Raw genomic sequence first — 26,412 nt, 5'->3', positions numbered from 1 at the left:
GGGGCCGTTCCGGAGGGTCGAACATCTCTGCGTCGACGGGCCCGCCCGCGCCGGACCGGTCCGCGCCCCGGGGCCGCCGTGACCGGCGACCCGGCGGAGATCGGGGGGCCGCGCCGCTCGCCGAGGGGGCCGCCGTCCGCGTCGCGCGCGACTGCCTCCGACTCCCCGGGGGGAGGGGCTTCACCTGGGAGGCAGATGTTCACCTCCGCCTCGAACGCGCCCGGCTCCGGGCCGCCGAGGAGGGCGCGAGGGCCGGGGCGGAGGAGGCGCCGGCGGCCGGTCCGGGGGCCGCGAGGCCGGGTTCCGGCAGCTCGGCGGCGTACCGCCCGGGAGACCGCGGACCGGAGGGCTGAGCGTGACGCAGCGCATCGGCCCCGTGCCGATCCGGGTGTGCGGCCCGTACGCGACTCGTCACCGGGCGGAGTCGGGGCGCGGCTCGGGTACCCTCCGTGGCATGCGAGTGGTTCTGGAACCGGGTGATCCGGGGGCGGCCTGTGCGGCGGCTCCGGCCCCGGGCGAGGGCTCTCGCCGGAGATGTGCCGGGCCTGCCCGAAGAGCGTTTCTCGCGGTCTCTGCGCGCTCCTGTTCGACTCCCCGCAACGTGCGTCGCACAGTATGCACCACGGGTACTCCTTCGCGCTGGAATATGCCCGAAGCGCTTGTTGCGGTGACTGTACGTCAACCATGCTGTCGCGCAAGGGAATCACGTTCCGTGACCCTGAGGAGGCGCGAGGCGATGTGTCCGCCGGTTCGGATGGTGTGAGCGGTGCAGGTGCTTCAGGTTCAGATGGAGGTCGGTCCGGATCCCGCGGAGGTGGGGCGGGCCCGCAGATGGGCGCGGTCGCGTCTGGCCGGTTCCGGGATAGGGGAGGACGAGCCGCTCGCCGAGACGCTCATCCTCCTGATCTCGGAGCTGGTCACCAACGCCGTCGTCCACACGGGCTGCCCCGCCGTGCTGCGCATGCTCTTCGGCTCCGCCGGGGCGAGCGGCGGGGCCGGGACGGTCCGGGTCGAGGTCGCGGACGCCAGCGACCGCCCGCCGCTCCAGCGGCACGCGGAGGGCGACGACACCAACGGCCGGGGCCTGGAACTGGTGGACGGCCTCGCGGACCGCTGGGGCTGGCTGCCGGAGGGCCGCGGGAAGCAGATCTGGTGCGAGGTGGACCGCGGCGGGCCGGTGCGCATCCCGGCCCCGGTCGTCGGCCTGGGCGCTCGGGTGGGCGAGGTCCGCGAACCGCCCGCGTGCCTGTTCACCGACAACCTGACCTGACCTGTCCTGAGCCGCGCCGCCCGGCCGCCCGCCGCCCTGCCCCTCCGTGCCCGCGCCGGGGCCGCGGTGGCCAGGCCCGCCCCGCGGCTCAGGGCGCGGTGTCCGCCGAGGTCCGGAACGTGCGCCGGTAGGCCGTCGGCGGCACGCCCAGGGCCGCCTGCAGGTGCTGGCGCAGGGAGGTCGCCGTGCCGAAGCCCGCGTCCCGGGCCACCTGGTCGATGGGCAGGTCCGTCGACTCCAGCAGGTGCCGTGCCCGCTCCACCCGCTGCTGGGCGAGCCACTGGCCGGGGCTGATCCCGACCTCCTCGCGGAAGCGGCGCGTGAACGTCCGTACGCTCATCGCCCCCTGCTCCGCCATGTCCCGCAGCAGGATCGGCCGCTCCAGCCGGGCCAGCGCCCAGACCCGGGCGGCGGTCGTGGTCGCGAACTGCGGTTCGGGGAGCGGCCGGTGGATGTACTGGGCCTGCCCGCCGTCCCGGTGCGGGGGGACGACGGTCCGGCGGGCGATCTCGTTCGCGACGGCCGTCCCGTGGTCGCGCCGCACCAGGTGCAGGCAGAGGTCGATCCCCGCGGCGACCCCGGCCGAGGTCAGCACGTCGCCGTCGTCGATGAACAGGACGTCCGGGTCCACCCGGACCTGCGGGAAGGTCCGCTGGAAGTGGTCGGCGGAGGACCAGTGCGTGGTGGCGGGGCGGCCGTCGAGGTACCCGGCCGCCGCGAGGACGTAACTGCCGGTGCAGATGGAGACCATGCGGGTGCCGGGCCGGACCAGGGCGAGTGCGGCGGCCAGCTCCTCGGTCAGCCTGCCCTCCTCGAAGACCGGACCCAGCTCGTAGGAGGCGGGGACGACCACCGTGTCGGCGGTGGCGAGCGCCTCGGGCCCGTGCTCCACGAGGACGGAGAAGTCCGCGTCGGTCCGGACCGGCCCCGGCGGGCGGACCGAGCAGGTCACCACCTCGTACAGCTTCCCCGCCGGACGGCCCGGCGCGGCGCCGACGGAACGGCCGAAGATCCGCTGAGGGATGCCCAGTTCGAAGGGGAGCAGCCCGTCAAGGGCCAGGACGACGACGCGGTGCGCCATGACGGCCTCCTCGAAGATCACAGAGATATCCCGTAGTGGTATAGACCACGAGCTGATACAGGTTAGCGACGTGATGGAGAAGCCGACAGGGCCCGCGTTCCTTCCCGACGCCGCCCCCGCCACCCCTGCGCCCCCGACCCCGCCCCCCTCCTCGGTGCCGCCCCCTCCAGGGCCCCGGGCCCTGTCCGCGCCCCCGGCGCCGCCCGCGCCGGTGGACCCGCTCGCGGCCCTGCCGCCGCTCGGTCCGGCAGAGTCCCGGGGCGCGGGGCTCTGGAACCGCAACTTCCGCTACTTCTTCGTGGCCCGTACGGTCGCGCTCTTCGGCGACGGCATGATCCCGGTGGCGCTCACCGCCGGGCTGCTGGGCGCGGGGCGGCCCGCCTCCTCGGTCGGCTTCGCGCTCGCCGCCTGGATGGGCCCGCTCGCGGTGTTCGTGCTGTTCGGCGGGGTGCTCGCGGACCGGTTCACCCCGCGCCGCATGATGATCGTCGCCGACGCGCTGCGGCTCGGCGGGGCCTCCGTGCTGGCCGTGGCTTTCGCGACCGGCAACCCGCCGCTGTGGGCGGTCTACGCGCTCAGTTCGGTGGCCGGCGTCGGCGCGGCGCTCTTCCAGCCCGGCGTCGCCTCGACCGTGCCGCGCGTCTCCACCGACGTCCAGCGCGCCAACGCCGTCCTGCGGGTCTCCGAGGCGCTGATGACGATGGCCGGCCCGGCGTTCGCGGGGGCGCTCGTGGGGATCGCCAGCGCCGGGGCGGTCTACGCGGCCAACGCGGCCACCTTCGCGGTCTCCGGGGCCTGCCTCTTCCTGATGCGGCTGGCCCCGGCCCCGCACGACCATGCGGTGCGCGGCACGTTCGTCGCCGAACTGGCCGACGGCTGGCGGGAGTTCCGGGCCCGCTCCTGGCTGTGGGGCGTGATCGCGGTCTGGACGGTGTACGGCTTCGCGGTCCTCGGCCCGATGCTCCCGCTGACCGCCGTCCTGGTCACCGAGGGGCACGGCTCGGGGGCGTACGGCATGCTCATGGCGGTGAACGGGGCGGGCAGCGTCGTCGGCGGCCTCCTCGCCCTGCGGCTGCGCCCGGCCCACCCCTTGGCCGCGGGGGCGGTCGCGCTGCCGCTGGTGGCGGTGAGCCTGGTGGTGCTGGCGCTCGGGATGCCGCTGCCGGTGCTGGCGGCGGGGCAGCTCCTGGCGGGCGGGGCCGCGGCGTTCTGGCTGGTGATGTGGTCCACGACGGTCCAGACCCACGTCCCGCCGGAGGCCCTGAACCGGCTGCACGCCTACGACGTGGCGGGCTCGCTCCTGATGGTCGCGGCGGGCCGCGCGCTGGCCGGCCCGGTGGCGGAGGCGGTGGGCGCACCGGAGCTGCTGGTGGCGGCGGCCGTGGTCAACATGGGGGTGGTGGCGGTGCTGCTGGCGGCCCGGCCGATCCGGCGGCTGAAGAGGGCGGGACTCGCGTGAGGGAGCGCGCCACGCCGGTCCGCGCCTCCCCGGTCCGCGCCTCCCCGGTCCGCGCCTCCCCGGTCCGCGCTTTCCGGGTCCGCGCGGTCGCCGCCGCGGCGGCCGTCGCCACCGTCGCCGCCGGCCTCGCCGTGCGCGCCGGGACGGACGGGGTCTTCGCCAAGTACGCGGGGAGCGCGCTCTACACGGTGCTGCTCTGCGCCCTCGTCGTGCTCTGCGCACCCCGCACGCGGCCCCTCGTGGCGGCCTCCGCGGCGCTGGTCCTGAGCTGGGCGGTGGAGTTCGCCCAGCTCACCGGCGTACCGGCGGAGCTGTCGGCGCACAGCACGGCGGCCCGCCTGGTCCTCGGCTCGACGTTCAACGCGCCCGACCTCCTCGGGTACGCGGTGGGCGCGGCGGCGGCCTGGTCCGTCCACGCGGGGGCCCGGCGGCTTCGCTGACCGGCCGGCGGCGGTGCCGCGCGCGGGGCTCCGGCCCGCCGTGAGCCGGTGGTGGCCCGATCCCTGCGAACCGTGTCCTTCCGGCCACTCGTGGCGCCCGCCGCGGGCCGGGAAGCTGGTCCGCGTGACCGAGACCATCGAGAGCGCCACCCGCGACGACCGGCCGCCGCACCGCGACGGACGTCGCCCGCCCCGGGTCCACCGGGCGTGGATCGTCGCGGGCGTCACCTTCGTGACGATCATCGGCGGGGCGGCGTTCACCTCCCTGCCCGGACTGCTGATCGACCCCCTGCACACCGAGTTCGGCTGGTCCCGGGGCGAGATCGGGCTCGCGGTCTCCCTCAACATGGCGCTGTACGGGCTGACCGCGCCGTTCGCGGCGGCGCTCATGGACCGCTTCGGCATCCGGCGGGTGGTGGCGAGTGCGCTCACACTGGTGGCGACCGGGGCGCTGGCCAGTGCCTGGATGACGGCGACCTGGCAACTGATGCTCTACTGGGGGCTGCTGGCCGGCCTGGGCGCCGGGTCCATGGCGATGGCGTTCGCCGCGACCGTCACCCACCGCTGGTTCACGGCCCGCCGGGGCCTGGTCACCGGGGTGCTCACCGCCGCCGGGGCCTCCGGGCAGCTCGTCTTCCTCCCGTTGTGCGCCTGGATCATCGACGAGCACGGCTGGCGGCCCGCCTCGGTCACCACCGCCCTCGCCGCGCTCGTCGTCGTCCCGCTCGTCTGGCTCCTGATGCGCGACCATCCGGCCGACGTGGGGCTCGCCCCGTACGGCGGCGCCTACGCGGCGAAGCCCCCGCCCGCGCGGGGAGCCGCCCGGCGGACGGTGCGGGTGCTGCTCGACGCGGTCCGCACCGGGCCGTTCTGGCTGCTGGCGGGCTCCTTCGCGATCTGCGGCGCCTCCACCAACGGCCTGATCCGCACCCACTTCGTGCCCTCCGCCCACGACCACGGCATGCCCATCACGGCGGCGGCCTCGCTGCTCGCGGTCATCGGCGTCTTCGACGTCATCGGCACGGTCTTCTCCGGCTGGCTCACCGACCGCTTCGACGCGCGCAGACTGCTCGCCGTCTACTACGCGCTGCGCGGGATCTCGCTGCTCTTCCTGCCGGTGCTGATGGCCCCCGACGTACGGCCGCCGATGATCTTCTTCATCGTCTTCTACGGCCTCGACTGGGTCGCCACGGTCCCGCCGACCCTGGCGCTCTGCCGCGAGCAGTACGGCGAGGACAGCGCGATCGTCTTCGGCTGGGTCCTGGCCTCGCACCAGGTGGGCGCGGCGGCGGTCGCGTTCCTCGGCGGGGTCGCGCGGGACGTGTTCGGCGACTACGACGTGGTCTGGTACGCGTCGGGGGCGCTGTGCGCGGTGGCGGCCCTGATGGCGCTGGTGATCCGCCGGGCGCGAGTGCCGCGCGCCGGGGGCGGCGGCTGAGCCGGGCCGCTCGCGGTCACGGAGGGGGCGTTCGGTGGCGTAGGGTGGGGTTCACCGACGCGGGGTGGAGCAGCTCGGTAGCTCGCTGGGCTCATAACCCAGAGGTCGCAGGTTCAAATCCTGTCCCCGCTACTGATGATCACCAAGAGGCCCGGATCCCGAGGATCCGGGCCTCTTCGTGTGCCCCGCCCTCTTCGTGTGCCCCGCCCTCTTCGTGTGCCCGGCCCCCGCCCGTGCCGGACGCTCGGACATCCCTCCCGGACGCTGGGCCATGGGCGGGGACCGCCCGCCGCGCGAGGCTGGTGCCATGACTTCCACGGATACGCGTACCGATACGACCTCGAAGCGGGGCCCCGTCCTCGTGATCGGGGGCACCGGCAAGACCGGCCGCCGGGTGGTGGACCGGCTCCGCGGGCTGGGGGTGGAGACCCGCGCGGCCTCCCGGTCGGGGGAGAGCCGGTTCGACTGGGCCGAGCCCGCCACCTGGGGCCCCGCCCTGGACGGGGCCGCCGCCGTCTACATCGTCCCGCTCGACACCTCGCCCTCCCCGACCCCCGCCTTCGTCGAGCAGGCCGTCGCGAGCGGGGTCCGGCGCCTCGTGCTCCTCTCGGCCCGGGGCGTGGACGTGCCCGGCTACTTCGGCCCCGGCCACGACGTCGGCGGCCCGCACGGCGAGGGCGAGCGGGCCGTGCGCGCCTCCGGGGCGGAGTGGACGATCCTGCGCCCGGGCTGGTTCGCCCAGAACTTCAGCGAGGGCGTCTTCCTCGACGGCGTACGCACCGGTGAACTGGCCCTGCCCACCGGGGACGGGAAGGCCGCGTTCGTCGACGCCGACGACATCGCGGACGTCGCGGTGGCCGCGCTGACCGAGGACGGCCACGCGGGCCGGGAGTACGGGCTCTCGGGCCCCCGCGCGCTCGGCATGGAGGACGTCCTGGACGAGATCGCGAAGGCGACCGGGAAGCGCGCCGCGTACGTCCCCGTCGAGGCGTCCGACTTCCGGGCCGCGCTCGTCGCGGACCAGGGCTTCACGGACGAGGAGGCCGGTCTGTGGACCGACGCGCTCATCCCGATCACGACGAGCCGGGAGGCGCCCGTACTGGACGGGGTGCGCCGGGCGCTCGGCCGGGAGCCGCGCGACTTCACGGAGTTCGTCCGGGACGCGGCGGCGGAAGGCGCCTGGGGCTGAGGAACGGCAGGGCCGGGGGAGGAGCGATCCACTCCGCGGGGCGGGGCGGGGTGGGGCCGGGGCGAGCCGGGGACGGCCCGCCCCGGCGGTTCACCCCGTCGGGACGGCCGTCTCCATCGTCCCCGCCGCCGACGCGGCCTCCCGCCGGTACGCGCTCGGGCTCTCGCCGCGCAGCCGCTTGAACGCCGCGCTGAAGCCGAACGCGTCCGCGTACCCCACCCGGCGGGCCACGGCCGCGACCGTCAGCTCCGGGCGGGTCAGCAGGTCGGCCGCCAGCGTCATCCGCCACTCGGTCAGGTAGGCCACCGGCCCGTCCCCGACCAGTTCGGTGAACCGCTTCGCCAGGGTCGTCCGGGACACACCCGCCCGGCTCGCCAGCTCCGCCGTCGTCCAGGGGTGCGCCGGGTCCTCGTGCATCGCCCGCAGAGCCGGTCCGGCGACCTCGTCGCCGAGGGCCCCGTACCAGCCGGGCGGATTCGCCTCGGGCCGGCCGAACCAGTCCCGCAGCGTGCACACCAGCATCCAGTCGAGCAGCCGGTCGAGCACGATCTGGTCGCCCGGCCGGCCCCGGCCGATCTGGGCCTCCAGGTAGCCGCGCAGCGGCGCGCAGTCCTCCTCGTCGGGGACCACGAGCGCCGGCGGGAGCGCCCGCAGGAGCCGCTGCGGCACGTGCGCCTGAACGTCGTAGGAGGCGGCCAGCAGCACGGTGGGGGAGTCGAGTTCGGGGCCGCCGTCCGGCGCCACGGCGACGGGGCCGGCGCCGGTGGCGTCCTGGAGGTGTCCCCGGTGCACCTCCCGGACGCCATCGGCCCGGCCCGTCCCCGTACCGTCCGCCGGGTCGTCGGTGAAGACGAACGGGGCCGGGCCCCGCACGATCGCTCCGTCGCCGACCTCCACCCGCAGCGGCTCGCCGCCCTCCGGGACGATCCACCCCGCACCGCGCAGCGGCAGGCACAGGGTCAGGTACGCCCCGTCCGTGAACCGCAGTGACCAGGGCGGGGTCAGCACCGACCGCCCGAACACCGCGCCCCGGCCCCGCACGCCCCGCAACAACTCGTCGAACACGTCCATGGTGCCCAGCCTAGGCAGAGCACCGGCCGTCCCGACGCCGCGCGGACCGGACCGACGGCGTTACGGCAGGTGCGCGAGCTGACCCACCTGGTAGCCGCCCGCCGGCTGCCGGAGGACGACGTTCAGCCGGTTGAAGGCGTTGATCAGGGCGATCAGCGAGACCAGGGCGAGGAGTTGTTCCTCGTCGTAGTGCTCGGCCGCGTTCGCCCAGACCTCGTCCGGCACCCCGCCCGCCGCGTCCGCGATGCGGGTGCCCTCCTCCGTCAGCTCCAGCGCCGCGCGTTCGGCGTCGGTGAAGACGGTGGCCTCGCGCCAGGCGGCGATCAGGTTGAGGCGCAGCGGGGTCTCCCCGGCCGCCGCGGCCTCCTTGGTGTGCATGTCCAGGCAACCGCCGCAGCCGTTGATCTGGCTCGCGCGGATCTTCACCAGCTCCTGGGTCGCGGCGGGCAGTCCCGTGCCCTCGACCACCTTTCCGGCGGCGACCAGGTGCTTGACGAGCTTCCCCGTGAGGGGGCTGGTGAAGGCGTTGATTCGGGCGTCCATGGCGGGCTCCTCCGTGGTGTCGTCAGTGGCTCCACACACAGGACGGGACAGGCCCCCGCGATGTGACATCCCGGGAGGTGACGGGCGTCACATCCGGGCGGGGGGCTCCTTCAGCGGTGGCTCAGCACGTTGACCACCCGGCCGTCCGGATCCCGCACGAAGAACCGCCGTACCCCCCACTCCTCGTCCTGGAGCGGGTGGACGATCTCCGCGCCGCTCTCCCGTACGACCGCGTACACCGCGTCCACGTCGTCCACCTCGACGCTCAGGTCGGGGACGACCGGGCCGGTCAGGTCGCGGGTCATGAGGCTGACCTGGTCCCGGGGGCTCGACGGCGGGGCGAGCGTGGTGATCCAGCCGAGGTTCATGACCTCCTCGAAGCCGAGCAGGCCGTAGAAGTCCCGGTTCTCCTCGACCGCCTCCGTCCGGAGGTTGGGCACGACACGGCGAACGGTCATCGTCGACTCCTGTGCGGTGGTCGCGGTACAGGTCTCCAGCATCGGGCGCACGGCGGCGGGGCGCGGGGTCAACGCGCCGCCCGTGCCTCCTTCCTGGCGATCCGCCGGGCGATCTTCCCGGCGTCCCGGGCCATTTCGCGGAGCATCCCGCTGATCGGATTGGTGAACCCGGTGAAGTACAGGCCGGGGGCCGACTTCGGCGACCGGCCCCCGCGGGCGACCGGGCGGCCCCGCCCGTCCAGGACGCCGAGGTGGCCGAGCAGCGGCTCCAGCGCCCGGTCGTAGCCGGTGGCGGCGATGACGGCGTCCGGGGTGAGCCGGGCCCCGTCCGCCAGGACCACCGTGTCCCCGTCGAACGAGGCGACCGCCGCCACCGGGACCACCCGGCCGGACCGCACCGCGTCGATCAGCCCCACGTCCTGGACCGGGATCGCCCCCTGGCGGGCGCGGGAGGCCAGGCCGCCGTCGGGGCGCGGGAGGCCGTGGGCGGACAGGTCGGGCACGGAGATCCGGGACACCACGGCCGCCGCGCGGTCCACGAGCCGTACCGGCAGGCGGCGGACCAGGATGCCGGTGGCCTGGGCCGGCCAGCCCGCGGTGGAACGGCGCACGATGTGCGGGGCGGTGCGCACCGCGATCCGTACCCGCGCGGCCCCGCCCTCCGCCAGGTCGGCCGCGATCTCCGCGCCCGTGTTGCCGACGCCGACGACGAGGACGTCCCGGTCCGCGTACGGGGCGGGGCCGCGGTAGTGCGCCGCGTGCAGCAGCTCGCCCGTGTACGCGTCGCGGCCCGGCCAGTCGGGGACGCGCGGGGTGTGGTTGAACCCGGTGGCGACGACGACCGCGCGGCCGAGCAGGACCCGGCCGCCCGTCGCGGTGAGCCGCCAGTCGCCGGAACCGTCGGGCGCCGGGTCGATGCGGGTCACCTCGACGCCGGTCACCACTTCCAGCTCGTGGTGCTCGGTGTACTTCTCCAGGTACCGCACCACGTCGTCCCGGCCCACCCAGCGCCCGAACCCGCGCGGCATCTTCAGCCCCGGCAGCGACGACCAGCGGCGGGTGGTGTGCAGGCGCAGCCGGTCGTAGTGGCCGCGCCAGGACGCGCCGACCCGGTCCGTCTTCTCCAGCACCACCGCCCGTACGCCCCGGGCGCGCAGCGTGGCGGCGGCGGCGAGGCCCCCGGGGCCGCCGCCGACGACGTAGACGGGGCGGTCGTCCGTGCGGTCGGTGACGGCGACGGCACGACTGCCTGCGGAGGAGGGGCTGTTGGGCATGGTTCGGAGCGTAATCGTCCGCTCTGTTGATGGGTCTCGGTCAAGAGGGAAATCGATTGCGAATTGATCACGAGGTGGTGCGGGGCGGCGGCCGGGGACGTGCGAGCGGCGGTCCGCGGGGGCGGCGGGGGCCGGGCGGACGCGCTCTCCGTACCGGTCAGGGCCAGAGCAGTTCGCGGGTCCAGCCTCCGGCCCCCGCCCCGCCCTCGGCACGGCGGTACCGCAGCCGGATGTGGCGGCGGCGGGCGTCGCCCTGGAAGAACTCGACCCGGGCCGGCTCGACCACGTACCGGGTCCAGGTCGGGGCCTCCGTGTCCGGCTCCGCCGCCGCCCGCTCCCAGGCCGCGTCCGCCGCCCGGTGCAGCTCCGCCACCGAGCCGGCCACCTCGCTCTGCGCCCCGGTCAGCGCCGCGGCGAGCGCCCCGGTGGACCGGGCGTGCAGATCGGCGTGGCTCTCGGCGGGGGTGCAGCGCACGACCGGGCCCCGGACCCGCACCTGACGGCCCTGGGCGGGCCAGTAGAAGCCGAGGGCGGCGTACGGGCGGGCGGCGAGCTGGCGGCCCTTGGCGCTGGTGGCGTGGGTGGCGAAGTGGAAGCCCCGCTCGTCCGCGTCGTGCAGGAGCAGCGTGCGGACGTCGGGCAGGCCCTCGGCGTCCGCCGTCGCCAGGGACATCGCGTGCGGCTCCGTCTGCCCCGCCGCCACGGCCCCGGCGAACCAGGAGTGGAAGAGCGGCAGCGGAGCGGGCGGCGCGGTCGCCGGATCGAAGTCCGGCAGTTCCGTGTCCCACACGCGCTGGGCGTGCAGCAGGTCCGGGAAGGCCGCGGCGGGGGAGGGGTGTTCGGCGTGGTCGCTCATGGGGCCATTGGACCGTACGCGGCCCCGTGCCCCGATGCGTGGCGCGGCGGGACACGGCGCGGCGCGGTCGCCGTGGTCGGACCGTGGGGCGGGGGCGCGGACGGCCCTCCGGCGGAACATCGTCCGGGTACGCCGACGGCGGGCCGCCCGCCGGGAAGCGCGGGCGGCCCGCCGTCGGAGAGACAGGACGTGGACGGAGCGGCGGCGTGGCCGTCCGGGTGGGCGGGCGCCCGCCCGGCAGCCGGGGCGTACGGGACCGAGGGGCCCCGCGCCCCGGCGCGCCTACTTCGTCGGCTTCTTGCCGGTGATGCCGAGGTGGACCAAGAGCGCCAGGTTCGGGCGCAGTTCGGCCTGCTTCACGCCCCAGGTGGTGAAACCCTTCTGGTGCGAGGCGACCGCGGCCAGCATCGCCACCAGGGAGCCCGCCATCGCCGCCGGACTGACGTCCTTGTCGACCTTGCCCTTGCTCTGGAGCTCCTTCACGGAATCCGTGAGGGAGTTGGTGACCGAGTTCAGGATCTTCATGCGGATCTTGTAGAACCGCTTGTCCCCCTCGGCCGCGCCGAGGTCGATCACGCGGAGGATCGCGTCGTTGTTCCGCCAGAAGTCGAGGAATCCCTCGACGAGTTGCTCGGAGGTCGCCCAGCCGGCCTTGCCGACCCACGAGCGTCCGGCGACCAGTTCGGTCAGCCCGGCCCCCTCCTTGGCGACCTCTTCGGCGATTTCGAGGACGGCGCCCTCCACATCGGGGAAGTACTGGTAGAAAGTCGCGGGTGAAGTCCCGGCCTTCCGGGCGACGTCGATGACTTTGACGTCCCGGTACGGCGAGGAGCTGAGCATCTCGCTGAGGCAGTCGAGCAACTTCTGCCGCGTCGCCTGACCGCGTCGGCCGGCCACACGGCCGTCGACGGTGCGTACTTGTCCTGTCATGCCGTCAGCTTACCGACGGGTGTCGGGAGCGCGATTCGGCCGACTGCAAATGGGGAACGCCGCAGGATCAGCGGGGTCTGCCGGGTGCGCGGGGCGAGAAGCGGCGATTTTCGGCCACGCGGGCGAGGGGTTGGGAACGGGCCTCGACGGGGCCGGGAACGGGACTCGACGGGGGCCGCGGGGCCTCTCCGGAGCGGGGCGGCGCCGCCCGGAGGAGCGGAGTGTCGCTGTAGGTAAATGTTATCAACAGCCTGTGGATAACATCGGTGGACAACTTCCGTCCACGGAGTGGACGCGCCCCTCACCGACCGGGCACATGTTCCCTATGGGTGCGTTCGGGGCGCGCGTGACCGGGGGTGACGCTACGTTGACGGTGACGGGCGTCACCGCGCCTCCGCTACGGAAGGATCCGGTCCCATGGCCGCATTCGCGCATTCCGCGCCGTGCTGGGCGGACGTGCAGCTCCCCGACCTCGAAGCGGGCAAGCGCTTCTACGGGGGGCTGTTCGGCTGGACCTTCCGGGCGGACGACGGCATGCCCTTCGCGGACGCGCTGAGCGACGGCCGCCTGGTCGCCGGGCTCGCCGCCAAGAAGGACGGCCGGATGCCCACGGCCTGGGGCGTCCACTTCACCACCGACGACATCCGGGCCACCGTCGCCGCGATCCGCGAGCACGGCGGCCGGATCATCACCGACCCGGTACGGGCGGGGCGCGCCGGTGTCACGGCCCAGGCCGCCGACCCCGGTGGCGCGGTCTTCGGCCTCTGGCAGCCGGAGGAGCGCGAGGGCTTCGAGAAGCGGAACGAACCCGGCTCCTTCTGCTGGACCGAGGTCCACACCCGGCAGCCGGACCGGGTGGACCCCTTCTACGAGGAGGTCTTCGGCTTCCGCGGCACCGACCTGGACGAGGCGGGCCACGACGTCTCCGACGAGGCGGAGGCGCCGGCCGACTTCCGGATGTGGTCCCCCCGGGGCGCCGAACCGGGCCCGGACACCGCGGTCGGCGGACGCGGCGTCATCACGGACGCGGTCCCCGCCGAGCTGCCCAGCCACTTCCTCGTCCACTTCGCCGTCGCCGACTGCGACGCCGCCGCCGAACTCGCCGTACGGCTGGGCGGCCGGATCGCCCAGCCGCCCGGCGACACCCCCTACGGCCGGACGGCCGTCCTCCACGACGACCAGGGCGCCGTCTTCGCCGTCCTGCGGCCCCGGGAACTGCTCCCCTGAGCGACGGACCGCACCCGTGACCCGGCCGCGAGGAGCGCGGCGACCGGCGTGAAGGGCCCGGTGCGCGGCCGTGAGGAGCCCGGCGGCCCCCCGTGAGGGGCCCGGTGGGCGACGGACCGCACCGGTGACCGACCGTGAGGGGCCCGGTGGGCGACGGACCGCACCGGTGACCGACCGTGAGGGGCCCGGTGTGCGGGGATACGGGAGGGAGTGACCTGGGACACCCCGTTCCGCCCCCGGGTTCGCAACCGGGGGCCGGGCCAGGAAGAATCGGGGTGCGTACCGCCAGGCGATGCCCAGTGGTGAGACCCTGCACGGGGGCGCGCTGAACAGGGCGGGATTCGACCGGCGGTAATTCGCGGACTTCGTCGCCGAGGTCCGTTACGGGGAGGTGGCAGGCAAGTGGTGGAGCAGCTGACGCAGCACGACCCGAGACGGATCGGCCCGTTCGAGGTGCTGGGACGGCTCGGGGCCGGCGGCATGGGGCTGGTCTATCTCGCGCGCTCGGCGTCCGGCCGGCGCGTGGCGATCAAGACGGTGCGGACCGAACTCGCCGAGGACCAGCTCTTCCGGGTCCGCTTCACCCGCGAGGTCGAGGCCGCCCGCGCGATCAGCGGCTTCTACACCGCCGCCGTGGTCGACGCCGACCCGCGCGCCGCCGTCCCCTGGCTCGCCACCGCCTATGTGCCGGCGCCCTCGCTCGAGGAGATAGTGAACGAGTGCGGGCCCATGCCGACCCAGGCCGTGCGCTGGCTGGCCGCCGGCATCGCGGAGGCCCTCCAGTCCATCCACGCGGCGGGCCTCGTCCACCGGGACCTGAAGCCGTCCAACGTCCTCGTCGTCGAGGACGGGCCCCGGGTGATCGACTTCGGCATCGCGTCCGGCGTCTCCAACACCCGGCTGACCATGACGAACGTCGCCGTGGGCACCCCCGCGTACATGTCGCCCGAGCAGGCCCGGGACTCCCGCAGCGTCACCGGCGCCAGCGACGTCTTCTCGCTGGGCTCCACGCTCGTCTTCGCCGCCACCGGACACGCCCCCTTCCACGGGGCCAACCCGGTCGAGACGGTGTTCATGCTGCTGCGCGAGGGCCCCGACCTGGAGGGGCTGCCCGACGACCTGCGGCCGCTGATCGAGTCCTGCATGCAGATGGACGCCACCCGCCGGCCGAGCCCCGCCGACCTCCAGGCCCAGCTCGCCCCGCACCTCTTCGCCTCCGGCGGGGACGACAGCGGGACGGCCTCGGCCTGGCTGCCGTCCCGGGCCACCGCGATGATCGAGACGCGCCGGGGCGGCGGGCGGACCGCGCCGCCCGCCCCGGCCTCGCCCCCGCCGCCCCCGAGGCGGCCGCCCGGGGCCCCGGGGCGGGAGACCGACTGGCGCAGTGGGGCCGACCTGCGCTCGACCTCCCCGCTGGCCTCGCCCTCGCCCCTGGCCGCCGCACCCGGCCCGGCCTCCGCCGCGGCCCCCTCCGCCGTGTCCGACGGCGGGCCCGTCCGGCTGGCCGGGGCGAAGGTGCCGATCGGCCCCGGGCCGCGCGCGGGCGATGTGCGCGGGGCCGCCGCCGCGCACCCGGCCGCCGCGACCGGCTGGGTCCGCGCCCCCGCCGGAGTGAACGGTTCCTCGCCCGCCACCGGCCCCACCGCCGCCGCCGCCGCCACCGCCCCGGTCCCGGCCCCCGGGACCGCCCCGGACGGCGCGGCCCCGGTCCCGGACCGCTGGCGGCCCTGGCGGTTCCGTATGTCCAACGACGTGTGGGGCACGCCCGTCGTCTCCGGCGATCTGCTCTACGTGACGTCCTTCGAGGTCCACGCGCTGGACGTGGGCAACGGGCGGCGCCAGTTCAAGACCCGGGACGTGGCCTGGGCGATGGCCGTCGAGGGCGGTCGCATCCACGCCTCGGACGGCCCCTCGCTGTACGCGCTGGACGCGGCGAGCGGCGCCGAGCAGTGGCGTCTGCCGACCGACGCCTGGGTGTACGCGCTCAAGGCCGACCGGGGCACCGTCCTGACCGCGACCCGGGGCGGCGGCGTCCAGGGCTGGGAGGCGTCCAACGGCGACAAGCTGTGGGAAGTCACCGGGGCGCAGAGCGACTTCGAGACGGCGGAGGCCGGGCCGGTCATCCACGACGGCACGGTGTACGTCTGGCAGGACGCCCGGCTGCGCGCGCTGGACGCCCGTACGGGCATCGAGCGCTGGTCGTACCCCATCGGGGACGCGGCCTCCTGCGGCGGCGTCCCGGTCCGGGTCACCCCCGCCCCCGACGGCTACGTCTACATCGCCGCGGGCACCCGGGTGCTGGCGGTGGAGACCGGCTCCGGGCGGGTGCGCTGGCACTTCGAGGCCCCGGCGGTCTTCCTGTCGCCGCCCGCGTTCGCGCCGGGCCCGGCGGTGACCGGCGGCGGGGTGTACCTCGCGGACTACCTCGGCACGGTGTACGCGCTGGACGCGACGACCGGCAAGGACCGCTGGCGGATTGCCACGGAGGCCCGTTCCTCCATCGAACCGGTGCTGGTGGCGGTGGGCAACGTGCACGTGGGCAGCGGCAGCGCGCTGTACACCCTGGACGCGGTCACCGGCACCCCCAAGTGGCGCTTCGCCGCCGGCGGCGACGTGGTGGGCGCGCCGGTGGTGGCGGACGGCCGGGTCCACTTCGGCTCGGCGGACCACGTGCTGTACACCCTGGACGCGGCGGGCGGCCAGCTCCGCTGGAAGCTCGCGACGGGCGGGGAGATCACGGGGTCGCCGGTGGCCCAGGCGGGCGTCGTGTACGCGTGCAGCAAGGACCGCTGCGTGTACGCGCTCGACGCGCTGAAGGGTACGGGCACCGGGAACAGGGCGCGGACCTGAGCCGCCCCCTGTCGCCGGACGGGCCCGGGTGACTCCGTCCGCCGACCGCGGCCGGAGGCCCGACGAGGCGGGCGGACGTCAGCCCCGCGGGGGCGGCGGCGGGTGGGGCGGGTGCACCGGATCCCGGGGGTCGTCCTCCGGGTGCGGCGCCCGCGGACACGGCCGCGTACGGGGGTCGTGCGGATCGGGCCCCGTGTAGGGGTCCACCTCCGGCTCCGGCCACGGCGACGTCTGCACGGACATCCCCGGCTCCCGCGTCGGCGGCCAGGTGTCCACCCGGTCCGGAGGCGGCGCGGCGAACGGCTCCGCCGGCTCCCGCTCCCGCGCCGGCCTCCGCCCCCGTCCGCTCCGCCGGCCCCTCGTCAGCAACGCCCCGATCAGCATCAGCGCCCCGCCCGCCAGCGCGTTCGCCACCCCCGTCCGGAGCCCCGACCCGTCCCCGGCCACCACCAGCGACCCCGACGCCTGTCCCTGACGGACCATCCACAGCACGGTGAAGCCCAGCACCACGAGACCGGCGAACGCGACCACGGCCCGCGAGCGGAGCACCACCCCCAGGACCACCAGCGCCGCGGCCGCCAGGAACGGCAGCAGGATCGAGACCAGCACGCCCGACCCCGCGGGGGTGATCCCTTCGAAGAGGTCCCGCACCCGGTAGTCGCGCCCGGCCCGGCCGCCGTACCAGGCGCGGAACGGGCTCAGCACGGCGGAGGCGGCTCCGGCCAGGGCGACGGCGGAGCCGAGGACGTTGCGGATCATCGTCGGCCTCCAGGGCGTCGTCCGGCGTGTGCACGGGCCTCCGCGGCCGACGCTACGCCCGGACGATCACCCCCGCCACGCGGACCAGGACGGGATCGTGACAGGGTCATGACCTAGACAGGGGGCCGCGCACGGCATGCTGAGGGGGGCGACGCGCCCCGGCGGCGCGGCCCGTGCCAACGACGTCCGACAAGGGGGGCTGCATTCATGATGCGGCGACAGATGAAGCTCGCGGCGGTTCTGGTCGTGGTGGTGCTCGCGCTCACCGGGTTCTCGACCTCCGCCGGCAAGAGCAGGAGCGGCAAGAGCGGCAGTTCGGGCGGCGGCTGCTCCAGCTCCAAGAAGAGCAACAACGGCTACCGCGACACGGACTACGACGACTACGACGACTCCTCGTCCTCCGGCTCCTCGTCCTCCGGCTCCTCCTACGGAACCCCGACGCCCACCGCCTCCGACGCCCCCGTCGTGCGCGTGATCCGCTGCGCCGTCCCCCGCAAGGGCAAGCGCAGGGCGGTCCCCTCGTCGCTGGTCGAGCTGCGGGCGAACGAGCCGGGTTCGCAGGCGTACGAGATCGACGTGCGGTTCATCGACGCGATGGGCCGGACCGTGGACACCGCCGAGACCACCGCGAACCTCGACGGCGGAGAGGTGCGCACCCTCACCGTGCGGATGGAGAGCCCCGGCAAGGTCTCCCGGGTCAAGCGCTGCGAAGTGACCGCGGTGGCGCTCTGAGCGAGCCGCGAGCCGCGAGCCGCGAGAGGAGTGAAGCGAAGAGGGCGGAGGGGGCGGAGGACCGGAGGCGCTCACGCTGCGCAGGCTCGGCGCCGGCCTGGGGGCCGGGGGAGAGGCCCCTGCGGCTCCGCCGGGCGGGGTGACGGCGGCCCGGCCCCGGACATGCGGGAGGGGCCCGGACGTTTCCCCCGTCCCGGGCCCCTCACACATTCCCCCCTGCCGCGACCGCGACGACTCCCCCTCGGCGTCGCCTCGGCCGCGTCCCCCCGTCTCCCCGTCGGGAAGGTCTACTGCTTCGGCTTGAACGGCTCGGACGTGGCGTGCTGGTCCTGCGTCGTCACCGGCTCACCGGTCGCGTGCTGGTCCTGGGTCGTCGCCTCGCCGGTGGCGTGCTGGTCGGCGGGCTTGAAGACCGGGTCCTTCTTCGTGGCGTCGGCCATGGTGGTCAACTCCTTCTCTTCGTACGGTGCGCAGTGGGTTGGAGAGGCCCGTCCAGCTGTTCCCCCGTGGACTGCCGGACGAGCCTCTCAGGGCCGCTCACCTTAGTGGCGCGCCCGATGTCGTCCCCGTCTGCCCCCCGATGCGACGGATCGACAGGACTGAGCATGGCGGGGGGCGATAAACGAACGATGAACGCGCCCGCCGTCAGCGCGTGGAGATGCCCGTCAGCAGGGACCGCACGCCGCCCGCCTCCGGCGAGCCGAGCTCGTCGTAGATGCCCAGCGCCTCGTTCCAGCAGACCTGGGCGCGGCCGGTCTGGCCTATGCCGGCCAGCGCGCGTCCCAGCACCGTCAGGACGTTCCCCCGCCGCCAGTCGCCGCCGATGCCGCGCAGGACGGCCAGCGCCGACTCCGCGTACTGGGCGGCTTGCGTGGGCCGGCCGGACGCGATCTCCACCTCGGCCAGCCGGAACAGGGACATGCCCTCCCACAGCCGCTGGCGGCTGTCGCGGAATATCTCCAGCGCCTCGGTCAGCTTCCCGGTGGCCGCCGGGAACTCCCCGCTCTGGGTCAGCGCCATGCCCAGGGCGTAGCGGCCGTTCGCCCCCCGCAGCGCGTGGCCCAGCAGGTCGTAGATCTCGATGCCGGAACGGGCCAGGGAGATCGCGCTGCGGGTGCGCCCCGTGGCGAGGTGGATGCGGGAGAGGTTGCACAGGGCGCTCGCCTCGCCCGGCCGGTTGCCGTCGCTGCGGAACGCGTCGATCGCCTGGTTCAGGAAGGCCTCGCCGTCCTGGTGGCGGTTGTGGTAGAGCGCGATGATGCCCCGGGCGTTGGCGGCCCAGCTGACCGCCAGGAGGTCCTGGGCGGTCTCGGCCAGCTGCATCGCCTCCTGGGCCTCCCGGTCCGCCTGGTCGAACCGGCCCGCCAACTGGTGGGCGTTGGCCAGCGACATGACGGCGCGGCTCTCCGCCCGGGGGTCGCCGCACATCCGGGCGGCTTCGCGCACCGTCACGGCCGCCGCTTCGTACTGCTTCGCGTTCGCCCCCGACTCGCCCAGGTCCAGGGCCGCGTAGAGCAGGTCCACCGCGCGGCGCAGGGTGGCCGGGCGCGCCACCTGGCGTACGCAGGCCAGCAGGTTGGTCGCCTCCGTGTACAGCCAGTCCAGGGCCGCGTGCCGGTCGCCGAAGGAGAGGCCCGCGTGCTCCGTCGGCTCCAGGTGGTCCACCAGCCGGTCCCCCGGCCGCTCCAGCGCGTACACCCCCGCCGCCGTCGCCAGGTAGAAGTCCAGCAGCCGCGACAGCGCCGACTCCCGCGCCCCCGGCTCCTCGTCCCGCTCCGCGCACGCACGCGCGTAGAGGCGGACCAGGTCGTGGTAGCGGTAGCGGCCCGGGGCGGCCGACTCCACCAGGCTCGTGTCGACCAGCGCCTCCAGCAGGTCCTCCGCCGTGTGCGGATCCCGGTCCAGCAGGGCGGCGGCTGCGGCGAGGGAGATGTCCGGGCCGTCCGCCAGGCCCAGCAGGCGGAAGGCGCGGGCCTGGGCCGGTTCCAGCTGGCCGTAGCCGAGTTCGAACGTGGCCTTCACCGCCAGGTCGCCCGCCTGCAGCTCGTCCAGGCGGCGGCGCTCGTCGGCCAGCTTGGCGGCGAGGACCGACACCGTCCAGGTGCGGCGGGCCGCCAGCCGGGAGGCGGCGATACGGATGGCCAGCGGCAGGAAGCCGCACGCGGCCACCACGTCCAGGGCCGCTTCGCGCTCCGCGCCGACCCGCTCCGTGCCGACGATCCGGGTGAAGAGCTGGAGCGCCTCCTCCGGCGACATCACGTCCAGGTCCACCAGGTGCGCCCCGGCCAGGTCCACCATCCGCACCCGGCTCGTCACCAGCGCCGCGCACCCCGGCGTGCCGGGCAGCAGCGGGCGGATCTGGGCGGCGTCGTGCGCGTTGTCCAGGAGGACCAGGACGCGTCGCCCGTCCAGCGCCGAGCGGTACAGCGCGGCCCGCTCGTCCAGCGTGTCCGGGATCGCCGAGTCCGCCGTCCCGAGCGCCCGCAGGAACGAGCCGAGCACGGTCTCCGGTTCCGCCGCGCGCGCCCCCGCCCCCTGGAGGTCCACGTAGAGCTGCCCGTCCGGGAAGTGCGGGCGGGCCTGGTGGGCGACGTGGACCGCCAGCGTCGTCTTGCCCACGCCGCCGATCCCGGCCACCGCGGAGACGGCCATCACCGAGCCCTCGGCGGTGGCCAGTCGGCCGCCCAGCTCCGACACGAACGCGCTGCGCCCGGTGAAGTCGGGCACCGTCGCCGGGAGTTGCGCGGGCCGCAACGGCGCGGGGGCGGGCGCCGGCCGGTCGGCCGGGCGGGCCAGTTCCTCGTCGGCGCGCAGGATGCGCTGCTGGAGCCGGGCCAGTTCGGGGCGCGGATCGACGCCCAGCTCCTTGGCGAGGAGCCGGCGGGTGTCCGCGTACACCGCGAGGGCCTCGGCCTGCCGGCCGCTGCGGTACAGCGCCACCATCAGCAGCTCCCGCAGCCGCTCCCGCAACGGGTGCGCGGCGGTGAGCGCGGTCAGCTCGGAGACGGCCTCCGCGTGGCAGCCCACCTCCAGGTCCAGATCCAGCCGGGTCTCGGTGAGCTGGAGCCGCCACTCCTCCAGCCGGGTCCGCTGGTTGTCCGCGTACGGCCCCGGCACCGAGGCCAGTGCCTCGCCGTCCCACAGCCCCAGCACCTTGGTGATCAGGGTGCGCGCCTGGCGGCGGTCGCCGGAGGCGCGGGCCTTCTCCGCCTCGGCCACCAGGTCCTGGGCCAGCGTCAGGTCGAGCGCGCCCCGGTCGATGCGGATCGCGTAGCCGCCGGACTCGCTCACCAGGGTGTCCTGGCCCAGCGACTTGCGCAGCCGGGAGGCGTACGTACGGATCGTGGCCAGGGCCTGCGAGGGCGGGTCCTCACCCCAGAACGCGTCGATCAGCTCGTGCGCCGTGGCCGTCCGGCCCTCGCGCAGCAACAGGGCGGCCAGCAGGGCGCGTTGCTGGGGGGAGCCGGGGGGAAGCAGTTCGGACCCCCGCCACACCCGTACGGGGCCGAGCACGGTGAACCGGAGGGTGTCCGCCGTACCCGGTCGCTCCGGGGCGCGCTGCTCCGGTACGCGCACGCGTGGCCCGTCGACACGGTCCATTGATGCCCCCTGTCCTGCTCGCCTGCCGGTCCCGCTCGTCCGCGGACCCTGCCGGTGGTGCCCGCGGTCCGCCCGCCCGCCCCTGCGGGTCGGGCGTCGACGCATACGGACGGCGCGGTAGCGCCGGTATCGCGCTCAACAGTCTGCCTTGTCCCGGCCTGACTCGTCAGCAATGGGTGACGCTCTGCACAAGGCTTCGACAACGATCCGGGAACGGAGCGCCGTGCCCCGCCGCCGCGCGCACCGGGGCCGACGGAACGTGCCCGTACGGGAGGGGAGCCCGCGGGCTCCCCTCCCGTACGGGCGCCGCCTCAGGCCCTCGCCACCGGCTCCTGGAGTTCCGTCACCCAGGCGCTCCGGTCCGGCGGGCACTCCAGGGTGACCTCGCGGGCGTACCCCGTGGAGCGGTAGCCGTGCGCCTCCAGCCAGCGGGCCAGGGTCTGGGCCGCCGGCAGCACGTCGTCCATCGCGCCCCGGTGCACGATCGTCGCCGCCTCGAACGCGGGCAGCTCCACCACGCTCACCCCGGTGTCCCCGACCGGGCCCACCGGGGCCGATACGGCCACCCCGGCGTGCACGGTGATCGCGCCGCCGCCCTCGGGGGCGTTCTCGTACCGGGCGATCCCCGGACCGGCGGGCCGGATGCCCGCGCCCTCCAGGAGCGGGAAGAGCCGTTCGTACAGCGGTCCGATCACCGGCCCGATGCGGTGCGGTTCGTCACCGGCCGCCGTCCCGGTCAGCTCGGCCACCCGGACCGCGGGAACGGTCTTGACCACTACGTCGTCGGCGGGCATACGCCCCTCCCTCTCGATCGACCGGAGCCTCGCCTCGACCCCGGCCAGCCGCGTCGCCGCGGCGGCCATCGCCTCCTCCAGTTCGGCCCGGCGCAGCCGCAGCATGCCGCGCAGCTCCTCCGGTCCCACCTGCTCGTCCAGGAGGGCCGCCACCTGCTGGAGCGTGAAGCCGAGGTCCTTGAGCGCGATGATCCGGTTGAGCCGGGCGAGTTGGGCCGCGCCGTACAGGCGGTAGCCGGTGGCGGGGTCGGTGCGGTCCGGGTGCAGCAGCCCGACGGCGTCGTAATGGCGCAGCATGCGGGGCGACACCCGCCCGTACCGGGCGAAGTCTCCGATGGTGAACATGATGGCTCCACTGCACCCCTTCACACGGGGTCAAGGTCAAGCGCGGCCGGGCGGGCCCGGCGCCAGGGCCTGCCGCCCCCCCGCCGCCTGCCGGGCGACGACGGCGGGTTGACGCCACGCCCTAGCCGTGCCGTTTCGGGTCCAGCAACTGTTCGCGCAGGGCCGTCAGCTGGTGCGACGAGCCGACCGCCCGGTCCTCGTCCAGGGTGGCCAGCGCCAGGAGCAGCGCGTCGGCCACCAGCAGGCCGGTCAGCGACTCCGCCGTGATCCCCGTGGGGGTGTGCGGCGCGGTGAGCACCGCCTCGACCCGGTCCGCGTACGCCTCGCCCAGCTCGTCCGTCACCAGGACCACCTTGGCCCCGACCGAGCGGGCCCGCTCCATCAGGACCGACAGCTCCATCAACCGCCGCCCCGGCTGGAAGACGACCACGGCGTCGCCCTGCCCGAGGGCCAGCAGCTGGTCCGCCAGGGCGAAGCCGGTCTCCGAGACCGCGCGGGCACGGCGGCCGATCCGGCCGAGCGCCAGCGCCAGGTGCCGCGCGCCCGGTTCGGAGGCGGCGACCCCGTACGCGAAGACCTCGCGGGCCTCGGCGAGGACGGCCACCGCCCGCTTGAGGGAGTCCGGGCCGGTCAGCCGGCGGGCCTGGTCGATGCGTTCCTGGGCCTCGTCGAAGACGTCGGACCAGATGGAGTCCAGGTCCTGGCCCACGTGGGCGATGCGCCGCTTGAGCCGTACCTCGGGGGCGACGGCCGAGGTGAAGTCGTTGGCCAGCTCCCGTTTCAGCGCGGGGAGGCCGGCGTAGCCGAGGCGCTGCAGGGCCCGGACGACGGTCGCGTTGCTGGTGGAGCTGGCCGTGCCGAGCTGCTGGGCGCTGGCGAAGAGCAGCTGCTCGACCGGGGCGCTCACCAGGTACTGGGCCACCGCCCGCTCGGATGCGGACAGATCGTTCCATTGGTCACGAATGGCGGCGCGGAGGCGCGTCACTCCGGTCTCGTTCTCTGGAATTTCCATTACAAGCATTGACTTCCGTGTGACCGGCGTTACTGTCCTGGACAGAACGTTCCAAGGGGAACGCTTTCTGAAATCGACGTTACAGGACTGTTCCGGTCCCCGTCCGCCGGTCGCCGAAGCGTTCCGTCGCGAGGAGAACAATGGCACCCCTGCCCACGGCATCCGCCCCCGTCCCCTCCGGTTCCGCGCCCCCGCCCGGGGAACCGGCCGCCCGGACCCTCCCCGTCGTCGAGATCTCCGGCACTCCGCTGGAGCGCGGCCGCCAGTACGGCGAGGCCGTCCGCCCCCTCCTGCACACCGCCCTCGCCTACTACGAGGAGGCGTTCGGCCGCTCCGCCGGACTCACCTGGGAGAAGGTCACCGCCCGCGCCGCCCGCTGGCTGGAGCCCGTCACCGCCTACGCCCCCCACCTCGTCGAGGAGATGCGGGGCATCGCGGACGGCGCGGGCGCCGGCCTGCTGGACGTCCTCGCGCTGAACGCCCGGGGCGAGGTCCTCTACGACAAGTCCTTCGCCGACATCACCGCCGACCGGGACGGCCGGCCGCCGGAGGAGGAACCCGCCGAGGGCTGCACCTCGTTCGCCGCGTACGGCCCCGCCAGCGGCGACGGCCACGTCTACGCCGGACAGAACTGGGACTGGCGGGCGGGGGTCGCGGACACCGTCGTCATGATCCGGATCGTCCAGCCGCCCCGCCCCACCCTGATCATGCAGGTGGAGGCCGGGCAGGTGGGCCGCCAGGGTGCGAACTCGGCCGGCATCGCCTTCAACGCCAACGGCCTCGGCGGCCGGTTCGACGACCGGATCGGCCTGCCCCAGACCGTCGTCCGGCGCACGGTCCTCGACCAGGGCAACATCGCGGACGCGCTCGACGTGCTGTGCCGCACCCGGGCCCACATCGCCAGCAACGCCCTCCTCACCTGCCGCGAGGGGTTCGCCATCGACCTGGAGACCACCCCCGCCGGGCACGGCTGGATGTATCCGACCGACGGCCTGCTGGTGCACGGCAACCACTACCAGGCCGGCGTCCCCGCCCCGCTGGCCGCCGCCGGGTACCGCCCGATGTCCCCCGACTCCCTGGTCCGCGTCCCCCGCGCCGAACAGGGCCTGGCCGCCCTGCGCCACTCCACCGGGCCCGCGGAGTCCCGGGAGCTGATCCGCCGGGCGATGTCCGACCACCTCGGCCACCCCGAGTCCCTGTGCACCCACCCCGACCCGCGCCGACCGGCCGTCGAGCACTGGACCACCCTCGTCTCCTCGCTCGCCGACCTCACCACCGGCGAGTACCTCGTGACCGCCGGAACCCCCTGCGACCGCACGTACCAGCACCTCCCCTGGAACCTCTACGACGGACCGCACGGCGGCCCGGAAGCGACAGGAACCCGACCATGACCCCCAGCACGCCCTCCTTCCGTTCCCCCGCCACCGCACCCCGCCGGACCTGGCGCCGTACCGCCCCCGTCGCCGGAGCCGTCGTCGCCGCCCTGCTCGCCGCCGCCGGATGCAGCGGAGCCGCCAAGCCCGCGGGCAGCGGCCCGGCAGCGGACGCCTCGAAACTCACCCTCACCCCTACCACCCCCGCCGCCACGGGCGAACTGGCCGAGGCCCGCTGGCTCCTGGAGGACGAACCGGACTCCCTCGACCTGGACACCCAGGGCTCCAGCGCCGGCCGCGTCGTCCTCACCAACGTCTGCGAGCGGCTCTACCAGCTCCAGCCGGACATGACCACGAAGCCGTTCCTCGCCGAGCGCGCCGAGACCCCCGACGACCGCACCCTCGTCCTGACGATCCGCTCCGGCGTCACCTTCCACGACGGCGCCCCGATGACCGCCGACGACGTGCTCTGGAGCCTTCAGCGGCACGCCGACCCGGACATGGAGCAGGGCGACGAGTTCGAGAACGTCGCCTCCATGAAGAAGACCGGCGAGAAGGAGATCACCATCTCCTTCAAGGCGCCCGACGCCCTCTTCCTCAAGGCGCTCGCCGGTGACGCGGGCATCGTCTGGAACCGGAAGCAGGTCGAGAAGGCGGGCCGCGACTTCGGCACCCCCGGGCAGCCCGACGCCTGCTCCGGCCCCTACCGGCTCGCGAACTGGAAGTCCGGCGACTCCATCACCATCGAGCGCCACGACGGCTACTGGGGCGACGAACCGCTGACCGAGCGCGTCACCTTCCGCTGGGCCACCGACAGCGCCCTGGTCAACGCGCTGACCACCGGGGCCGCCGACGGCGCGTACGCCGAATCGCCCAACACCGCCGCCGCCCTCGCCGGCAAGAAGGGCATCGCCCAGTACTACGGCCCCTCCACCTCCTCCCTCGTCCTCATCCCGACCGCACGCGGCGGACTGAAGGACCCGGCCGTGCGCCGCGCGCTCTCCCTCGCGCTCGACCGCAAGGGCATCGCCGCCTCCGGCTACGGCGGGATGGTCCAGCCCTGGTCCACCCCGGTCGGCTCCGGCGCCTGGGGCTACGGGAAACCGGTCTTCGAGGCCGCCGCCCGCGCCGCCGACGCGGTCGCCCCCGCCAGCCCCGACGCCGACGACATCGCCGCCGCCAAGAAGCTGGTGAAGGACTCCGGCGTGGACGCGGGCGCCCCGATCGTCATCGGCGCCGACGCGAGCCAGGGCCGCACCGTCGTCGCCAACGCCGTCCGCGCCGCCCTCCAGCGGATCGGGCTCACCGGGCGGATCAAGACCGTGCCCCCCGCCCAGTTCGAGCAGTTCTACAGCGACCCCGAGGCCCGGAACGAGATCGACGTCCTGGTCGGCGACTGGTACATCTCCAAGGCCGACCCGGTGGGCTTCTACGACAACGCGCTCACCGGCTCCTCCAACAACTGGGTCGGCTTCACGGACCCCGCCTACGACGCCACGGTCAAGAAGGCGCTCGCCACCCTCGACGACGCCGAGCGCGCGAAGCTCGCCGCCGGGATCCAGAAGAAGTTCACCGACGCCGCCGTCTGGATCTCCGTCGCCCAGGTCCCCTCCGTCCTCGTCCTCGACGACGAACTGACCGGACCGCCCGCCTCCATGGCGTACCTCTACTACCCCTGGGCCGCCGACCTCGGCGCGAAGAAGGGCTGACC

General features: G+C 74.9%; 22 protein-coding genes and 1 tRNA gene. 11 read left to right on the top strand and 12 right to left on the bottom strand.

What is annotated here, in order from left to right; genetic code table 11:
* Positions 1-766 precede the first annotated feature (766 nt).
* Positions 767-1,270, top strand: a complete 504-nt coding sequence (locus tag AMK24_RS04555; protein ID WP_073765135.1) for an ATP-binding protein — start codon at positions 767-769, stop codon at positions 1,268-1,270.
* Between the two features lie 88 nt (positions 1,271-1,358).
* Here the strand turns inward: AMK24_RS04555 and AMK24_RS04550 are convergent, their stop codons facing one another.
* Positions 1,359-2,351, bottom strand: coding sequence for a GlxA family transcriptional regulator (locus tag AMK24_RS04550; RefSeq protein WP_073765687.1), 993 nt, complete (start codon positions 2,349-2,351; stop codon positions 1,359-1,361).
* Positions 2,352-2,424: 73 nt separating this feature from the next.
* Between AMK24_RS04550 and AMK24_RS04545 the strand changes: the two genes are divergently transcribed.
* The 5 genes from AMK24_RS04545 (at position 2,425) to AMK24_RS04525 (ending at position 6,877) form a co-directional block, all read left to right on the top strand.
* Positions 2,425-3,810, top strand: a complete 1,386-nt coding sequence (locus AMK24_RS04545) for an MFS transporter (protein WP_199876363.1) — start codon at positions 2,425-2,427, stop codon at positions 3,808-3,810.
* Positions 3,807-4,250, top strand: coding sequence for a ribosomal maturation YjgA family protein (locus AMK24_RS04540; RefSeq protein WP_073765133.1), 444 nt, complete (start codon positions 3,807-3,809; stop codon positions 4,248-4,250). Before AMK24_RS04545 ends, AMK24_RS04540 begins: the two co-directional genes overlap by 4 nt.
* Positions 4,251-4,374: 124 nt before the next feature.
* Positions 4,375-5,688 carry an MFS transporter gene (locus AMK24_RS04535; protein ID WP_199876362.1) on the top strand — a complete coding sequence of 438 codons (1,314 nt, stop codon included), beginning with the start codon at positions 4,375-4,377 and terminating at the stop codon, positions 5,686-5,688.
* A gap of 58 nt (positions 5,689-5,746) precedes the next feature.
* A tRNA-Met gene (locus AMK24_RS04530) sits at positions 5,747-5,820 on the top strand.
* Positions 5,821-5,995: 175 nt separating this feature from the next.
* Entirely contained in the window at positions 5,996-6,877 is an 882-nt protein-coding gene (locus AMK24_RS04525; RefSeq protein WP_073765681.1) for an NAD(P)H-binding protein, read from the top strand.
* A gap of 90 nt (positions 6,878-6,967) precedes the next feature.
* On the opposite strand, the gene AMK24_RS04520 is transcribed toward AMK24_RS04525, so the two are convergent.
* From AMK24_RS04520 to AMK24_RS04495, 6 genes are all read right to left on the bottom strand, one after another.
* Positions 6,968-7,948 carry an AraC family transcriptional regulator gene (locus AMK24_RS04520; protein WP_073765131.1) on the bottom strand — a complete coding sequence of 327 codons (981 nt, stop codon included), beginning with the start codon at positions 7,946-7,948 and terminating at the stop codon, positions 6,968-6,970.
* 60 nt (positions 7,949-8,008) lie between these two features.
* Positions 8,009-8,491, bottom strand: coding sequence for a carboxymuconolactone decarboxylase family protein (locus AMK24_RS04515; RefSeq protein ID WP_073765129.1), 483 nt, complete (start codon positions 8,489-8,491; stop codon positions 8,009-8,011).
* A gap of 110 nt (positions 8,492-8,601) precedes the next feature.
* Positions 8,602-8,949 (bottom strand): VOC family protein, encoded by a 348-nt coding sequence (locus AMK24_RS04510; protein ID WP_073765679.1) that lies wholly within the window; start codon positions 8,947-8,949, stop codon positions 8,602-8,604.
* A 68-nt stretch (positions 8,950-9,017) separates the two neighbouring features.
* Positions 9,018-10,223: a flavin-containing monooxygenase gene (locus AMK24_RS04505; protein ID WP_073765127.1), complete on the bottom strand. Its 1,206-nt coding sequence runs from the start codon at positions 10,221-10,223 to the stop codon at positions 9,018-9,020.
* Positions 10,224-10,380: 157 nt separating this feature from the next.
* Complete coding sequence (locus tag AMK24_RS04500; protein ID WP_073765125.1) at positions 10,381-11,079, bottom strand: pyridoxine/pyridoxamine 5'-phosphate oxidase; 699 nt, start codon at positions 11,077-11,079, stop codon at positions 10,381-10,383.
* 282 nt (positions 11,080-11,361) lie between these two features.
* Positions 11,362-12,009: a TetR family transcriptional regulator gene (locus AMK24_RS04495; RefSeq protein WP_073765123.1), complete on the bottom strand. Its 648-nt coding sequence runs from the start codon at positions 12,007-12,009 to the stop codon at positions 11,362-11,364.
* A 417-nt stretch (positions 12,010-12,426) separates the two neighbouring features.
* Between AMK24_RS04495 and AMK24_RS04490 the strand changes: the two genes are divergently transcribed.
* Positions 12,427-13,236 (top strand): VOC family protein, encoded by an 810-nt coding sequence (locus AMK24_RS04490; RefSeq protein ID WP_073765121.1) that lies wholly within the window; start codon positions 12,427-12,429, stop codon positions 13,234-13,236.
* 402 nt (positions 13,237-13,638) lie between these two features.
* On the top strand, positions 13,639-16,086 hold the full coding sequence (locus tag AMK24_RS04485) for an outer membrane protein assembly factor BamB family protein (protein WP_199876361.1): 2,448 nt from the start codon (positions 13,639-13,641) through the stop codon (positions 16,084-16,086).
* A 78-nt stretch (positions 16,087-16,164) separates the two neighbouring features.
* Here AMK24_RS04485 and AMK24_RS04480 read toward each other — a convergent pair whose 3' ends face one another.
* Entirely contained in the window at positions 16,165-16,845 is a 681-nt protein-coding gene (locus AMK24_RS04480; RefSeq protein WP_073765119.1) for a hypothetical protein, read from the bottom strand.
* 207 nt (positions 16,846-17,052) lie between these two features.
* Here AMK24_RS04480 and AMK24_RS04475 point away from each other — a divergent pair, with 207 nt between their 5' ends.
* Complete coding sequence (locus AMK24_RS04475) at positions 17,053-17,577, top strand: hypothetical protein (protein WP_073765117.1); 525 nt, start codon at positions 17,053-17,055, stop codon at positions 17,575-17,577.
* Between the two features lie 287 nt (positions 17,578-17,864).
* Here the strand turns inward: AMK24_RS04475 and AMK24_RS34145 are convergent, their stop codons facing one another.
* The 4 genes from AMK24_RS34145 to AMK24_RS04460 form a co-directional block, all read right to left on the bottom strand.
* The gene (locus AMK24_RS34145) at positions 17,865-18,017 is read right to left on the bottom strand and encodes a hypothetical protein (RefSeq protein ID WP_199876360.1); all 153 of its coding nucleotides are present in this window, start codon (positions 18,015-18,017) and stop codon (positions 17,865-17,867) included.
* A 205-nt stretch (positions 18,018-18,222) separates the two neighbouring features.
* Positions 18,223-21,177, bottom strand: a complete 2,955-nt coding sequence (locus AMK24_RS04470; RefSeq protein ID WP_073765115.1) for an AfsR/SARP family transcriptional regulator — start codon at positions 21,175-21,177, stop codon at positions 18,223-18,225.
* Between the two features lie 311 nt (positions 21,178-21,488).
* On the bottom strand, positions 21,489-22,316 hold the full coding sequence (locus tag AMK24_RS04465; protein ID WP_073765113.1) for a MerR family transcriptional regulator: 828 nt from the start codon (positions 22,314-22,316) through the stop codon (positions 21,489-21,491).
* A 121-nt stretch (positions 22,317-22,437) separates the two neighbouring features.
* On the bottom strand, positions 22,438-23,337 hold the full coding sequence (locus AMK24_RS04460; RefSeq protein WP_384579996.1) for a MurR/RpiR family transcriptional regulator: 900 nt from the start codon (positions 23,335-23,337) through the stop codon (positions 22,438-22,440).
* Between the two features lie 131 nt (positions 23,338-23,468).
* Here AMK24_RS04460 and AMK24_RS04455 point away from each other — a divergent pair, with 131 nt between their 5' ends.
* Positions 23,469-24,719: a C45 family autoproteolytic acyltransferase/hydolase gene (locus AMK24_RS04455; RefSeq protein WP_073765109.1), complete on the top strand. Its 1,251-nt coding sequence runs from the start codon at positions 23,469-23,471 to the stop codon at positions 24,717-24,719.
* A complete protein-coding gene (locus tag AMK24_RS04450) occupies positions 24,716-26,410 on the top strand; it encodes an ABC transporter substrate-binding protein (RefSeq protein ID WP_073765106.1) in 1,695 nt (564 codons plus the stop codon). The genes AMK24_RS04455 and AMK24_RS04450 overlap by 4 nt, the downstream gene beginning before the upstream one ends.
* Positions 26,411-26,412 lie beyond the last annotated feature (2 nt).

Source organism: Streptomyces sp. CB02366, assembly GCF_001905905.1.
Lineage (GTDB): Bacteria > Actinomycetota > Actinomycetes > Streptomycetales > Streptomycetaceae > Streptomyces.
Note: the sequence above shows the minus strand (reverse complement) of the source record. Positions and strands in the feature narration are given on the sequence as shown.

What these genes read in the sequence shown, in the direction of transcription:
- AMK24_RS04550 (WP_073765687.1), bottom strand. Translation starts at nt 2,351, where the DNA reads ATGGCGCACCGCGTCGTCGTCCTGGCCCTTGACGGGCTGCTCCCCTTC.
- AMK24_RS04545 (WP_199876363.1), top strand. Translation starts at nt 2,425, where the DNA reads ATGGAGAAGCCGACAGGGCCCGCGTTCCTTCCCGACGCCGCCCCCGCC.
- AMK24_RS04525 (WP_073765681.1), top strand. Translation starts at nt 5,996, where the DNA reads ATGACTTCCACGGATACGCGTACCGATACGACCTCGAAGCGGGGCCCC.
- AMK24_RS04520 (WP_073765131.1), bottom strand. Translation starts at nt 7,948, where the DNA reads ATGGACGTGTTCGACGAGTTGTTGCGGGGCGTGCGGGGCCGGGGCGCG.
- AMK24_RS04515 (WP_073765129.1), bottom strand. Translation starts at nt 8,491, where the DNA reads ATGGACGCCCGAATCAACGCCTTCACCAGCCCCCTCACGGGGAAGCTC.
- AMK24_RS04510 (WP_073765679.1), bottom strand. Translation starts at nt 8,949, where the DNA reads ATGACCGTTCGCCGTGTCGTGCCCAACCTCCGGACGGAGGCGGTCGAG.
- AMK24_RS04505 (WP_073765127.1), bottom strand. Translation starts at nt 10,223, where the DNA reads ATGCCCAACAGCCCCTCCTCCGCAGGCAGTCGTGCCGTCGCCGTCACC.
- AMK24_RS04500 (WP_073765125.1), bottom strand. Translation starts at nt 11,079, where the DNA reads ATGAGCGACCACGCCGAACACCCCTCCCCCGCCGCGGCCTTCCCGGAC.
- AMK24_RS04495 (WP_073765123.1), bottom strand. Translation starts at nt 12,009, where the DNA reads ATGACAGGACAAGTACGCACCGTCGACGGCCGTGTGGCCGGCCGACGC.
- AMK24_RS04490 (WP_073765121.1), top strand. Translation starts at nt 12,427, where the DNA reads ATGGCCGCATTCGCGCATTCCGCGCCGTGCTGGGCGGACGTGCAGCTC.
- AMK24_RS04480 (WP_073765119.1), bottom strand. Translation starts at nt 16,845, where the DNA reads ATGATCCGCAACGTCCTCGGCTCCGCCGTCGCCCTGGCCGGAGCCGCC.
- AMK24_RS04475 (WP_073765117.1), top strand. Translation starts at nt 17,053, where the DNA reads ATGATGCGGCGACAGATGAAGCTCGCGGCGGTTCTGGTCGTGGTGGTG.
- AMK24_RS34145 (WP_199876360.1), bottom strand. Translation starts at nt 18,017, where the DNA reads ATGGCCGACGCCACGAAGAAGGACCCGGTCTTCAAGCCCGCCGACCAG.
- AMK24_RS04470 (WP_073765115.1), bottom strand. Translation starts at nt 21,177, where the DNA reads ATGGACCGTGTCGACGGGCCACGCGTGCGCGTACCGGAGCAGCGCGCC.
- AMK24_RS04465 (WP_073765113.1), bottom strand. Translation starts at nt 22,316, where the DNA reads ATGTTCACCATCGGAGACTTCGCCCGGTACGGGCGGGTGTCGCCCCGC.
- AMK24_RS04460 (WP_384579996.1), bottom strand. Translation starts at nt 23,337, where the DNA reads ATGCTTGTAATGGAAATTCCAGAGAACGAGACCGGAGTGACGCGCCTC.
- AMK24_RS04455 (WP_073765109.1), top strand. Translation starts at nt 23,469, where the DNA reads ATGGCACCCCTGCCCACGGCATCCGCCCCCGTCCCCTCCGGTTCCGCG.
- AMK24_RS04450 (WP_073765106.1), top strand. Translation starts at nt 24,716, where the DNA reads ATGACCCCCAGCACGCCCTCCTTCCGTTCCCCCGCCACCGCACCCCGC.